Origin of the sequence: Mycobacterium sp. RTGN6 (assembly GCF_033804605.1) — a bacterium.
GTDB lineage: Bacteria > Actinomycetota > Actinomycetes > Mycobacteriales > Mycobacteriaceae > Mycobacterium.
Genome location: NZ_JAPZKZ010000003.1, coordinates 363,778 through 376,880, shown reverse-complemented (window position 1 = coordinate 376,880; position 13,103 = coordinate 363,778). Strand labels below are relative to the sequence as shown.

Sequence of the window (13,103 nt, the reverse complement as noted above, 5' to 3'; positions counted from 1 at the left end):
CACCGGCTGGATCACCCGCTCGCGCGTGGATTGCGCTGAACCTCGGGCATTTTCAGCGTCGAGGTGAAGCCGATGAACAGGACGTCGAGGGCGCGATCGAGTTCGGCGGCACCGTCGTAGGAGGCGAAGGCCGACGCTAGCGCGCGCACCTGCGGGAACTCCGTGATCGTCAGCCGGTGCAGGCCAAGGCGCAGCACGTCGTCGGTCTCCTCGGGTCGTTCCACCACCTCTTGCAGGTCGGTGAGGATGTGGCCGTGAAGGTAGCCGAAGAGCACCCGGTAGATGTGCAGGGCATCGGCGCCGCTGAACCCGGCGGACGTCAACAGCGCGATGACGTCTTCGAGGGGACGCAGCATCCCGGGCAGCCGTTGGCCGAGCGGCGTGATCAGCGGGCGAGTCACCAACAGCGGCACCATGTTCGGGTGCTCCAGAGCCAACCGGCGGAAGTCGTGCGCCACGGTGCGCAACTGGGCCGCCCAGTCCGGCGCGGCGGTGTCTACGTGCAACTGCCCGAGCACGATCTCCACGACGCCGTCGAGCACCGCCGCCTTGTTGGGCACGTGGCGGTAGATCACCGTCGGGTCCCGGCCCACGTCGTCGCTCAGCCGGCGCATCGACAACCCGTCGATGCCGTCGCGATCGACGATCCGCAGCGCGGCATGCAGGATCGCCGACCGGCTGGGGTTACATGACTACCAACGCGATCGTGTTGATCGCCGTCGTCGTAGCGGCGGGACTAGTGATCGCCGCCACGATGGTGGCAGTGACGTACAAGACGCGCACTCTCGGGGATGACGTCGAAGGCTACGCGGTTCGCGACCGCGCCGAGGCGACCGCACTTCGAGCGCGGCAGCAGGAAGCGGTTGCCGATGACGATCTGGCGACGGCGTATGCGTGTCAGGTCGAAATCGACATCAGAACCAGCAGGCACTGACGCACGGCGTCGGCGCCTAGCCGTTGGCCTTGTCTTGGCCTCCGGTACTCGCCAACTCGGTGGCCCCGACGTCCATCAACGTAAGCGCCGCAGCATCGTTGGTCACAGTTGGGACGATTCGCAAAACGATACTGGTGCCGTCGATCCCGTATGCATAGAGCTTGTGGAACGACTCGTACCGGTAGGCGTCGAGCGTGACCGTCGCATCGCCGATGACGATCCGCTCGGGCGCTTCGTCCCAGCCCGCCGGATCGTAGACGACCCGTTCGACACGGCCGACTCGGACGGCCAGCGCGGCCACCAGATCCGGAAGCTCCGCGGTGAGGTTGCGCGACCGCGGCCACCAGGCGCCACCGACTTCGTCGAGGCTGCGGTTCGCTGGCGCCAGGCTCAACCGCGGCGACAACCCGAACTGGTGTTGGTCGGATGTTTCTTCTAGCGTCATGACGACGCTCCTGCCTTGGCCGCGAACCGGCCGAATAGTCAACTCGGAGACGACGCGACAGAGGGAGTCAGCGTACGAAGTACCTCCGTTGCCTCAGCCTACACCCGGCGGCCGCAAAGTCAGGCCGCCGGGCGAGGTGCACTGCGGGTGCGCCAATTCGTTTCTGGTTGAGGCATTTTGGTCAACACTGGCTGACGCGCACGGTCACGCAACGCGGTGCGCCGGCCGTCGCGCAGACGGAGGAGTTCCGGCGCGTCGGACGTCGCACTCAACATGCCGTCGGGGAGCGCAAGTCGGTGGATGGTCCGCAGCGTCTGAAGGTACTGATGCGCGAGTGAGCCCGTGGTGTACGGCAGTCCGTACTCGTAGCACAGCGCCCGCACCCGCACCGCGATCTCGGCATAGCGGTTGCTCGGGAGGTCGGGAAACTGGTGGTGCTCGATCTGGTAGCACAGGTTCCCGCTCGAAAATGCCAGCAGTGGACCGGCTTTGAAGTTCGCGGCACCCAACATCTGGCGGAGGTACCACTCGCCCTTGGTCTCCTGCTCAAGTACTTCGGGGGCGAACTTCTCGGCCCCGTCGGGGAAGTGTCCGCAGAAGATCACCACGTACGCCCACAGGTTGCGCAGCACGTTGGCCACGGCGTTTGCGGCCAGCGTTCTGCGCCAACGGGATAGGCTCAGCGCAGGGAACGCCACGTAGTCCTTGAGCGATTGGCGGGCGACCTTCCCGATCAGCACCCGCACCTGCGCCACCCGGTCGGCGGCAGATGCCGCTCGCACGCGTTCCATGTCGACGCCGTGCAGGGCGATCCCCCATTCGAATCCCAAGGCCAGCAACAGGTTCTGAAGTGGTTGCAGTAGGTATTGAGGCTTCCATGGTTGGTCGCGGGATACCCGCATCACGCCGAATCCGAGATCGTCGTCCACGCCGAGCACGTTGCTGAACACGTGGTGGCGGTAGTTGTGCGAATACCTCCACTGCGACGAGAGTGCGGCCATGTCCCACTCCCACGAGCTCGAGTGGATCTCCGGGTCGTTCATCCAATCCCATTGGCCATGAGACACGTTGTGGCCGAGCTCCATGTTCTCGACGGACTTGGCGAAGGCCAGCGCCGAGGTCCCGACGATCCAGCCGGCCTTCGAGCGACCACCGAGGATCAGCAGCCGCCCCAGGACCTCGAGCACCCGTTGAGATCTGATGGTGCGCTTGATGTAGGCGGCATCGGCCGCGCCGCGGGAATCCTCGATGCCACGGCGAATCGCGTCGAGTTCGCGCCCGAGGCCTTCGATGTCCGTTGCGCTGAGATGGGTGTATCTGGCGATGTTCTTGATTGACATGTCGAGGTCCTCGGTCGATCCAATGGAACAGGCGAGGATCTGGACCTGGGACCGAAGTGAGTACCGGCCGGTCGACGTATCGTCGAGCGAGAGGGTGGCCGCGTCGGCGCGCACCTCAAGCGTACCCCGATAACGTCGGCGTTAACCCCGGCTCGCTAGGTTCCCCTGAGGAAGCCGTCGGGAAGCGCAAGTCGGTGGATGGTCCGCAGCGTCTGGAAGTACTGATGACCGAGCGAGCCCGTCGTATAGGGCAGGTCATACTTCTCGCACAGCGCCCGAACCCGCACGGCGATCTCGGCGTAGCGGTTGCTCGGAAGGTCGGGAAACAGATGGTGCTCGATCTGGTAGCACAGGTTTCCACTCGAAAACGCCAGCAGCGGACCGGCTTTGAAGTTCGCGGCGCCCAACATCTGACGGAGGTACCACTCGGGCCGGGTTTCGTGCTCCAGGACGTCGGCGTCGAACTTCTCCGTGCCGTCCGGGAAGTGGCCGCAGAAGATCACCAGGTACGCCCACAGGTTGCGCACCAGGTTGGCGACCGCGTTGGCCACGAGCGTTCTGCGCCAGCGCGTCAGGCTTAGCGCCGGGAAGAGCACGTAGTCCTTGACCGCTTGGCGGGTCACCTTCGTCATCAACATCCGTACGGGCGTCGGTCCTTCAGCCGTCGGCTTGTCCCGAACTTGGGCGTTGACGCCACGCAAAGCGATGCCCCATTCGAACGTCACGGCCAGCATCACGTTTTGAAGTGGCTGCAGCAGATACTGCGGCTTCCACGGCTGATCGCGGGTCACCCGCATGATGCCGAACCCCAGATCGTCGTCGACGTCCACCACGTTGCTGAACACGTGGTGGCGGTAGTTGTGCGTATACCGCCACTGTGACGACAGCGCGGCCATGTCCCACTCCCACGAGCTCGAGTGGATCTCCGGGTCGTTCATCCAATCCCATTGGCCATGAGACACGTTGTGGCCGAGCTCCATGTTCTCGACGCTCTTCGCAAACGCCAGCGCCGCGGTGCCCACGGCCCAGCCGGTCCTCGATCGGCTGCCACCGATTAGCAGGCGCGCTCCGAGGTCGAGCAGCCGTTGGAATCTGATGGCGCGGCGGATGTAGGCCGCGTCGGCGGCTCCGCGCGAGTCCTCGACGTCGCGCCGAATGGCGTCGAGTTCGTCGCCGAGCGTCTGGATGTCGGTGTCGCTCAGATGCGTGTAGCGAGCGATGTCGGTGATGGCCATGGGCGTCCTCGCTCTTTCCAGAGGAAGGGCGAGGATCTGGACCCGTGGGACCGAGGTTGGGGGCAGGCCGGTCGTGAATCGGGTAACTGGCCGCAGCGCATCCGCAGTTCGCGCCCAGCCTACGCCGAAGCGCCCGGATGACGGATCGTGTCACGCCTGAGCTTGCGGTTGTGCATGGGTTCGCGCTCGGACTTCTGGTGTTCGAGCTGGCGGATCAGCTCGCTCTTGGCGTCGTGAAGCGCGCGCGTGATGTCGGTGCCGTCGGCGACCGCCACCAGGGGCGCGTGTCCGGGCAAGGTCGTCCGCAACGTGACGCGCTGCTCCCTGCGGCCGCGGTCCTGCAACGAGACTTCGAGGCTGACGTCCTGAGGGTTCCACCGGCCCAGATGCACTCCGAGCGTGGACAACGCCTCCAGCACGTGCGGGCGTTCCTTCGCGACGAATCCCGCGCCTACGTGGATTACGTAGTCGCCGAGCGGATTTCGCTGTCTGTTCTGGGGTTTGTTCATCGTGACCTCATCTCGGCTCCGGCTCTTCGACGAGCGCGGCCAGCAGCTCTTGCAGCGGCGCGGTGGCGATGCCGATGGCGCCGTCTCCGATCCCGTACGGGAGCACCAGGGTGTCGGCGTGGACGAGCCCGCCGCAGGAGTAGACGACGTTGGGTACGTAGCCGTTCTGCTCGTCGGGCGCCGGGCTCAGCAGCGGCCGTCGCAACCGGCCGAGCACCTGGGTCGGGTCGTCGAGGTCGAGCAGTATCGCGCCGATGCTGTAGGTGCGCATGGGTCCGACGCCATGGGTCAGCACCAGCCAGCCCGCGTCGGTTTCGATTGGCGGGCCGCAGTTTCCGAGTTGCAGCACCTCCCATGCCTCGGTCGGCTTCTGACAGGGCGACGCCGTGGTCCACACCGGCAGGTGATCGGTGAAGGCGACGGTGTTCGTCTCGCGGTCCGATCGCGACATGGCGGCGTAGCGACCGTCGATCCGGCGGGGAAACAGCGCCAGGCCCTTGTTGGCCGCGGCGCGCCCCACGAGCGGCACCGAGGTGAAGGACTGAAAGTCGTTGGTCTCGAGCAGTTGTTGGCCGATTTGGGATCCGCTGTAGGCGGTGTAGGTCGCGTAGTAGGTGACCGTGCCGTCGTCGTCGACGAAGCGGACGAAGCGCGCGTCTTCCATGCCGGCCTGCTCGGCTTCCGTCGCCGGCCACAGCACGCGTTCGGAAAGTGAGACGTCGCTTGGGAATTCGACGGCGTAGGACCGCGCGGCGATGCCACGCATCAGCGCGATGGTGTCCTGCGCATGACCACGGGTGCTCCGGTGGGCCCGCAGGTCGTCGAGTCGCTCGTCGAGGTCGGATCGGGTGAAGCGGTCGCCGAGCGCGTCGAGCACGTAGTCGACGGCCTCGCGGGCGTTCGCGAGCCGGCTGAGTTCGACGCGGAACATCGCAGCGTCCAGCAGCGCGCCTCCGACGCGTCCGGTGGTGGCGAACGGGGCGGGGTCGTCGATCGTGGCGTTGCCCGCCGAGTCGACGACGCCGGTGCGGAAGCCGATCGAGGAGTGGTGACCTTCCCCGATCCCCCGGACGCTCATCACGAAGCGCAGGCTGCCCGCGGCGGCTCCGGTCTGGTCGGGATGGGCCACGATGCTCGGATTGCACAGCGCCGCGCCCTCGATGGCGTACTCACTGGTGAACGCCGCGCCCACCAACAACATTCGCGCGTCGGAGAGTTCGCGATCGGGATCGAGGCGATCGGCAAGCTCGTGGGCATGCCGGCGAAACGTGCCAGCTAGGTCCCGGTGACGCCCGTCGAAGCGAGTGACGACGTCATCCAGGGACGACAGAACGTCGTCGTCGGTCAGGGCCAGGATGCGCTTGAGCACCACGCCGGCCCGGGACTCCTGAAGCTCGAACCCCTCTTGGCCCGGGACGAAGAGTCGCGTGATGACGCGCGACCGGTCCGCCGCGATGCGCTGCGCATTGCGCGTGACGAGCCGGGTTCGGGCCGTCGTCATTGCACGACGTGCGAAAACCGACGCGCGTGCTGCAAGGTGGACAGCACGGCCAGGGTCGACTCCGCGCCCTGATTGAGGTTCACCCCGTCGGCCTGCAAGCCGTCGAAGCCACCACCGGTCTCCGGGTCCCACATGACCTGTCCGGCGTCGTTGGTGCCAAGGAACCACGCCTCGGCAGCACGAATACCGTCTGGCCAGACCGGCCGCGGATCGGCGGCCGCGGCGCGTGCACACGCATCCGCGAGGGTGGCCACCTCGATCGGCTGCTGGTCGAAGCCGGGGCGGACGTCCTGCGGTCCGCGACCTGCCGCGGGGGTGGGTGACAGGTGCCCGTCCGTCGTTTCGTAGCCGAGCAGCCACTCCAACAGATCGAGCCCACGCTGTCGCAGTGCCGAGTCGTCCAGCGCGACGCCGGCAGCGATCATCGCCTCGGGCAGGATCGCGTTGGCGTAGGTCAGGCGCGGCTCGGGCCACGGCCAGTCGGCGTGGCCGTTGGGACCGGGCACGGAGGCGGCGTAGTCGGCGAGCAGTCGGCGCGCCGCCGCGTGCTCGGGTTCGAAGGTGAGGAGCTCGGCGGCGCCGATCGCCGCGAAGGCCATCGCTCGTGGCCACGGCGACCTGGCCTTGGCCGCGCGCTCGAACTGGATGACGGCCAGCCTGCGCACCAGGCTGACGTGGCTGTGGGCGGCGGCCGTGCCGAGCCCCCAGATGCAGCGACCCCAATGGTCGTCGGTCGTCGGCTTATCGGTCCAGTGCCCCGCGTGGTCCATCCGGTTGCGGCAGGCGCCGTTGTAGGCCTGCGCGTCGTTGAGGAACTGAAGAGCCTTGCCCGCGAGGCCATTCACTTCACCTGGCGCGTCGGGTTCCCGGGTGGCGACGACGAGCACTCTGGCCATGTCGTCGGTGCAGTAGCCGTGTTCGCGACGGGGCTCGGTCAGGAGGGCGTGTTCGAAGGTTGCGCGGTGGTCCGTCATTCGCAGCAGATGTGCGAACGATGGGTTTGGCGCAGTGTCGGTCACGCCGATGCCCGCCGAGTAGCGAGCAGCCGTTGCGCCAGAGCGACATACGCGCCTGCGATCACTGGCCAGGCCAACGTCGGGGCCAATTCGCGAGCTTCGGAGGCCATGGTGCCCGCGACGCGCGGATCGGTCAGCAGCCGGCGCAGCGCACTGACGAGTGCGTCGTGATCGTCGTGTGCGACCACGGTGCCCGCGCCGGTACCGAGCAACTCGATTGCGTGGGGGAAGGCCGTCGCGACGATCGGCCGTCCGCTCGCGATGGAGTCCACCAGCACGCCGGAGGTGACCTGATCGGTCGAGTCATAGGGCAGGACCACCGCGGCGACGCTCTGGGCGAGCTCGGTTATTGCCGCGGGGCTGCGGTAGACGGGGTCGAAGGACACCGAGTCGGAGACGCCAAGGCGCCGCGCCTGCTCGACGCGGGCTTCGCGATACGCCTCACCCTCGGCGGCGAGCACCTTCGGATGGGTGCGGCCGGCGATTAGGTACCGCGGCCGCCCGGGCAGGTCCTTCAGCGACGGCATCGCCTCGATGACCCGCTCGATGCCCTTGCCCGGCCCCAACAGACCCCAGGTAAGCAGCGTCGGTCGGCCCGATCGCTTCAAAGCGGCCTTCGTGGGCAGTGCCGCGCCGTGCGGGATCGTGACGACCTTGTTGCGCTCGACGGCGAAGCCGGCGCACAGCCGCTGCCTGGCCGCCTCGGACATGACGACCACTTGATCCGCCAGCGCCACGACCGTTTCGAGCACCGAACGCTGGTGCGGCGTTGGATCTTTGAGCACCGTGTGGGCGACCACGATCGCCGGCACGCGCAGGCCCTTCATGATGTCGACGATCTCGTCGCCGTCGGGGCCGCCGTAGATGCCGTACTCGTGTTGGATGATCGCGACGTCGCTCCGGTTCAGCAGCTCCGAGCATTCCGCGACGGACGACGACGATCCGTTGACCAGTTCGCCGATGACGTTGGCGCGCGCAGAGACTTCCTCGTCGGCGATCCGCACCACGGTGACGGCAGAGCCCTTGGCCTCCAGGCCATCGGACAACGCGGCGCTGAACGTCGCGATGCCGCACGGTGTCGGCGGATGGGTGCTGAGGATCCCAAAGTTCGGGACGTACGAAAAGTGTTGCATCCCAAAGGGAGCAAGCAAGGGCTGAACTAGCGATGGAGCATTCAAAATAATCCCGACTGCGCGGCAATACAGTGTGTTCGTCGTGAGCGGATGCTCGGGCAGATCAGCATCAGAAGCTGAGCCATTCCAGACGTGCTGGGTTTGCGAACTATGCCGAGCTTACACCCTCACGGGCCTAAGGGCGTGGTCGCGGTGTGGGGCTTCACATCCACGGAGTTCGGAACTACATTGCGTAGTAGTCAATGCAAGGGGGCATGATGCGCTGGCGCGGTGTCAGTCACGTTGAGTTCGCAGTGCTGGACTACGACGAGTCGATCGCGTTCTACGACGCGATGTTCGGCTGGCTCGGGTACAGCAGCTTCTCGTCGCTGGACTTGGAGTACCAGTCGATCTACTACTTCACCCGCTACTTAAACCCACACAGCTACATCGGAATTCAGCCGGCTCGCACCGGAACCAAGCTGACGCATGCTGACCAGTCCGTCGGCATCAATCACATCGCCTTGTGGGCACGCACCAAGAAGGAAGTCGACCGGTTCCACCGGGATTTCCTCGTCAAGCGCGACGTTCCCGTCACCGACGAACCCAAGGACTACCCGCAGTACTGGCCCGGCTACTACGCCGTCTTCTTCGACGACCCGATCAACGGGATTCACTGGGAACTGGCGTGGGGGCCGAGGATTCCCGCACCGCGCCACGTCTGGTCGTTCTACCGAACGCTGCGCGGATTCACCAAGCGCCGAACGGATTTGGCGAACTCGGTGCCCGGCGTGATGCGGCAGGCGACGCGAAGGCTGCCACCGCCCGACCAGGTCTAGCAGCCGTCGTAGGCGCGCTCCTACCAGTTCGTGGGAACTTCCCCGGATCATGGCGCAGAATGCCTGATACAAATTCGGTCCAGTCCACGTTCCAGGGAGGTTCCCGTGATCCGGAGTTCCGACGGCGACGCGGATTGCCCGTGGTCGCCGCGGGAGTGCGAGTTGCTCGCGGTGACGCTGCAGCTGCTCCAGGAACACGGATACGACCGGCTGACCCTGGACGCCGTGGCCACCACCGCGCGGGCCAGCAAGGCCACCCTCTACCGGCGGTGGCCGACCAAGGCCGAACTCGTCTTGGCCGCATTCGTGGAGGGCACGCGGCAGGTCGCCGTCGACCCCGACACCGGCACCCTGCGCGGCGATCTACTGCGGATCGGGGAATCGGTCTGCGCTCATGTCAGCACGCATGCCAGCACCATCCGCGCGGTGCTCGTCGAGACTTCCCGCAGCGCCGAGCTCGAAGCCATCATGCAGGAACAGTTCTTCGACCAGCGAAAAGCACTGATCGTAGACGTCCTCGCCAGGGCCGTGGACCGCGGCGAGATCGACGCCTCCGCCATCACCGAAGACCTCTGGGACGTACTGTCCGGCTACCTCGTCTACCGCTCGGTCCTAACCAGCCGTGCGCCGTCTCGCCGTACCGTCCAAGACCTGGTCGACGACGTGATCATCCCCAGCCTCACCCGCCACCGTGCGTGACGGCGGAGGAGTAATCCAGCCCACATCCGTATGGATTGCGCGGTCCGGTCCCGTACCGTACCGTCAACTTGGTTGATATCCACCGAGCAGATATCGTACGGTCGGTAGTAGTTGTCACCGCTACGTCGAAAGGGTCACGGATGCAGCGGTTTTCCCCCGGGCGCCTACTCGCTCGACGGTGGATGCTACTGGTGGCGGTGCTGGTGGTCGCGGTCGCCGGATTCACGGTGTACCGCCTCAACGGCATCTTCGGCTCCCACGACGTCGTGTCCACCCCCAGCGGGAGCGACAATGAGATCGTTCCGTTCAACCCGAAGCACGTCGTGCTGGAGGTCTTCGGCCCGCCGGGCGCGGTAGCGACGATCACCTACCTCGACGTGAACGCCCAGCCGCAGCGCGCCGACGATGCCGCGCTGCCCTGGGCCTACGACGCCACCACCACCCAGCCGGCGGTGTTCGTCAACGTTGCCGCACAAGGCAATAGCGACTCCATCGGCTGCCGGATCAAGATCGACGACGTTGTCAAGGACGAGAGAACGGTCAACACGTTGAACGCCTTCACCTTCTGCCTGGACAAGTCCGGATGAGCAACCACCTCGCCGAACGTCAGTCGACCACCGACACGGTCGCGAAGTGGATTCGTCGGCTCTGCGTGCCGATCGTGATCTTCTGGGTTGCCGTCGCCGCTCTCACGAACGTGCTGGTCCCCCAGCTGGAGAAGGTCGGTGAAGAACACAACGTAGCGTTGAGTTCTCCCGATTCGCCGTCGCTGCAGGCCTTTCAGCGCATCGGCAAGGTGTTCCACGAATTCGACACCGACAGTGCCGCGATGGTGGTGCTGGAGGGCGACCAGGCGCTCGGTGCCGATGCGCACAAGTACTACGACGAGCTGGTCAAGCGGTTCGAGGACGACACCAAGCACGTTCAGCACGTGCAGGACTTCTGGGGCGACCCGCTCACCGCCGCGGGCTCGCAGAGCTCCGACGGGAAGGCCGCGTACGTCCAGGTGTTCCTCGCGGGCAACCAGGGCGAGGCCTTGTCGCTGGAGTCGGTCGACGCGCTGCGCGAGATCATCGCCAAGACGCCGCCCCCACCGGGTATCCATGCCTACGTCACCGGAGCGGCCCCCCAGATCGCCGATCAGTTCGAGGTGGGCAACAAGAGCACCGACTTGGTCACCATGTTGACCGTCGGCGTCATCGCCCTCATGTTGCTCATCGTCTATCGGTCGCCGATCACCGTGATTCTGGCGCTCTTCACGGTGCTCCTCGAGATGGCGGCAGCCCGGGGGATCGTCGCGTTCCTGGCGAACGTCGGAGTGATTGGCCTGTCGACGTATTCGACGAACATCCTCACGCTGTTGGTCATCGCTGCCGGTACCGACTACGTGATCTTCCTGCTCGGCCGCTATCAGGAGAGACGCAACGACGGCGACGACCGAGAGGCCGCCTTCTACGACGCGTACAGCGGAACCTCGCACGTGATCCTCGGTTCGGGGCTGACCATCGTCGGCGCCGTCTCTTGCCTGTACTTCACCCGCCTGCCGTACTTCCAGAGCCTCGGGATTCCCGCCGCAATCGGCATGCTCGTCGCGCTGCTCGCCTCGCTGACGTTGGCACCGGCCGTGCTGGTGATCGGCAGTCGGTTCGGCCTGCTGGACCCCAGGCGCAAGACGGCCAAGCGTGGCTGGCGGCGGATCGGGACGGCGATCGTGCGGTGGCCCGGGCCGATTCTGATCGCCACGCTGGCGCTCGCCTTCATCGGGATTGTCTCGCTGTCCGGGTACAAGACGAGTTACGACGTCAGCAGGTACATGCCGGGCAGCGCCCCGTCCAATGTGGGCTACGCCGCGGCGGAGCGCCACTTCTCAAGGGCGCGGCTGAATCCCGAGCTGCTGATGATCGAAACCGACCACGATCTACGCAATCCCACCGACATGATCCTGTTGGAGCGCGTCGCGAAGGCCGTCTTCCATACCGACGGCATCGCGCAGGTGCAGTCGATCACGCGGCCACTGGGCACGCCCCTTGATCACACGTCGATCCCGTTCCAGATCAGCGCGCAGAGCGCCGCCCAGATCAACAACCTGCCGTTCCAGCAGGATCGCGCTGCCGACTTGCTCACGCAGGTGGGCGAGATCAACAAGTCGATCGACACGCTCCGGAGTCAGTACGCGCTGCAACAACAGTCCAGCGCGGTGACGCACGAGCAGACGGTGGCATTCCAGCAGACCGTCGCCACGGCCCAGGACCTACGCGACAAGCTCGCCAACATCGACGACTTCTTCCGGCCGCTCCGCGCCTACTTCTATTGGGAGCCACACTGTTTCGACATTCCCATCTGCGCGACGTTCAGATCGCTGTTCGACGCCCTCGATGGCGTCGGCGAACTGTCCGACCAATTGGCCAATGTCTCGGCGAGCATCACCAAGCTGGACGCACTGCAACCGAAGTTGCTTGCGCTGATTCCGCCGCAGATCGCCACTCAGGAGACCAACCGCGATCTCACGATGACGAACTACGCCACGCAGTCGGGCCTCTACGACCAATCGGCGGCGGCGCTGGAGAACTCCACTGCCTTGGGTCACGCCTATGACGCGTCGAAGACCGACGACTCGTTCTACCTGCCACCGGAGGCGTTCACCAACCCCGAGTTCCAGCGCGGGCTGAAACTGTTCCTGTCGCCGGACGGCAAGGCCGCGCGGATGATCATCACGCACGACGTGGATCCAGCTACGCCCGAGGGTATTTCGCACATCGAGGAGATGAGGCAAGCAGCTCAGGAGGCCGTGAAGGGCACGCCGCTGGCCGGGTCGAAAATTTACATCGGCGGAACCGCGGCCACCTACAAGGACATTAGCGAGATGGCGCGCTACGACCTGCTCATTGCCGGCATCGCGTCGCTGAGCCTCATCCTGCTGATCATGATGTTCATCACGCGAAGCCTCATCGCCGCGCTCGTCATCGTGGGCACCGTGGCAATTTCGTTGGGTGCCTCGTTCGGCGTGTCGGTGCTGGTGTGGCAGTACATCTTTGGTGTGCCGCTGTACTGGGTGGTACTACCGTTGGCCCTCATCCTGCTACTGGCCGTCGGGTCGGACTACAACCTACTGTTGGTCTCCCGGTTCAAAGAGGAGTTCCACGCCGGACTGAACACCGGCATCATCCGTTCGATGGCGGGCAGTGGCTCGGTGGTGACCGCAGCCGGACTGGTGTTCGCGTTCACCATGGCGTCGTTCATCATCAGTGACCTGCGGGTGCTCGGCCAGATCGGAACCACGATCGCGCTCGGGCTGCTGTTCGACACGCTGATCGTGCGATCGTTCATGACGCCGTCCATCGCCGCATTGCTCGGGCGGTGGTTCTGGTGGCCGCTGAACGTGCGTCAGCGGCCGGTACCCAAGAAGTTCGGCGAAGACGCGCAACTGTCGCTCTTCTAAGCGCGAGCGGGGAGCCTCGGCGTACTGTTCCACC

The 13,103-nt window shown here is 65.6% G+C and carries 12 protein-coding genes and 1 pseudogene; 5 read left to right on the top strand and 8 right to left on the bottom strand.

Annotated features, from left to right (window positions below; genetic code table 11):
- Positions 1-11 precede the first annotated feature (11 nt).
- A pseudogene (locus tag SLQ33_RS09875) lies at positions 12-680 on the bottom strand (TetR/AcrR family transcriptional regulator); the annotation flags it as partial.
- Positions 681-688: 8 nt separating this feature from the next.
- On the opposite strand from SLQ33_RS09875, the gene SLQ33_RS09870 reads away from it, so the two are divergent.
- Positions 689-934 (top strand): hypothetical protein, encoded by a 246-nt coding sequence (locus SLQ33_RS09870; protein ID WP_319453637.1) that lies wholly within the window; start codon positions 689-691, stop codon positions 932-934.
- Between the two features lie 16 nt (positions 935-950).
- On the opposite strand, the gene SLQ33_RS09865 is transcribed toward SLQ33_RS09870, so the two are convergent.
- The 7 genes from SLQ33_RS09865 to SLQ33_RS09835 all read right to left on the bottom strand — a co-directional run bounded on the left by SLQ33_RS09865 (position 951) and on the right by SLQ33_RS09835 (position 8,113).
- Positions 951-1,379, bottom strand: coding sequence for a DUF5994 family protein (locus SLQ33_RS09865; RefSeq protein WP_319453636.1), 429 nt, complete (start codon positions 1,377-1,379; stop codon positions 951-953).
- Between the two features lie 119 nt (positions 1,380-1,498).
- Positions 1,499-2,719 (bottom strand): fatty acid desaturase family protein, encoded by a 1,221-nt coding sequence (locus SLQ33_RS09860; protein ID WP_319453635.1) that lies wholly within the window; start codon positions 2,717-2,719, stop codon positions 1,499-1,501.
- Positions 2,720-2,874: 155 nt separating this feature from the next.
- Positions 2,875-3,954, bottom strand: coding sequence for a fatty acid desaturase (locus SLQ33_RS09855; protein WP_319453634.1), 1,080 nt, complete (start codon positions 3,952-3,954; stop codon positions 2,875-2,877).
- Between the two features lie 119 nt (positions 3,955-4,073).
- Complete coding sequence (locus tag SLQ33_RS09850) at positions 4,074-4,463, bottom strand: hypothetical protein (protein WP_319453633.1); 390 nt, start codon at positions 4,461-4,463, stop codon at positions 4,074-4,076.
- A gap of 7 nt (positions 4,464-4,470) precedes the next feature.
- Positions 4,471-5,964, bottom strand: coding sequence for a glycoside hydrolase family 130 protein (locus tag SLQ33_RS09845; RefSeq protein WP_319453632.1), 1,494 nt, complete (start codon positions 5,962-5,964; stop codon positions 4,471-4,473).
- On the bottom strand, positions 5,961-6,938 hold the full coding sequence (locus tag SLQ33_RS09840) for a glycosyltransferase (protein WP_319453631.1): 978 nt from the start codon (positions 6,936-6,938) through the stop codon (positions 5,961-5,963). Before SLQ33_RS09840 ends, SLQ33_RS09845 begins: the two co-directional genes overlap by 4 nt.
- 41 nt (positions 6,939-6,979) lie before the next feature.
- Complete coding sequence (locus SLQ33_RS09835) at positions 6,980-8,113, bottom strand: glycosyltransferase (protein WP_319453630.1); 1,134 nt, start codon at positions 8,111-8,113, stop codon at positions 6,980-6,982.
- A gap of 257 nt (positions 8,114-8,370) precedes the next feature.
- On the opposite strand from SLQ33_RS09835, the gene SLQ33_RS09830 reads away from it, so the two are divergent.
- From SLQ33_RS09830 to SLQ33_RS09815, 4 genes are all read left to right on the top strand, one after another.
- Positions 8,371-8,931, top strand: coding sequence for a VOC family protein (locus SLQ33_RS09830; RefSeq protein WP_319453835.1), 561 nt, complete (start codon positions 8,371-8,373; stop codon positions 8,929-8,931).
- A 105-nt stretch (positions 8,932-9,036) separates the two neighbouring features.
- A complete protein-coding gene (locus SLQ33_RS09825; protein WP_319453629.1) occupies positions 9,037-9,630 on the top strand; it encodes a TetR/AcrR family transcriptional regulator in 594 nt (197 codons plus the stop codon).
- A 140-nt stretch (positions 9,631-9,770) separates the two neighbouring features.
- A complete protein-coding gene (locus SLQ33_RS09820; RefSeq protein WP_319453628.1) occupies positions 9,771-10,217 on the top strand; it encodes an MmpS family transport accessory protein in 447 nt (148 codons plus the stop codon).
- Positions 10,214-13,069 carry an MMPL family transporter gene (locus SLQ33_RS09815; protein ID WP_319453627.1) on the top strand — a complete coding sequence of 952 codons (2,856 nt, stop codon included), beginning with the start codon at positions 10,214-10,216 and terminating at the stop codon, positions 13,067-13,069. Before SLQ33_RS09820 ends, SLQ33_RS09815 begins: the two co-directional genes overlap by 4 nt.
- The last annotated feature ends 34 nt before the right edge of the window (positions 13,070-13,103 follow it).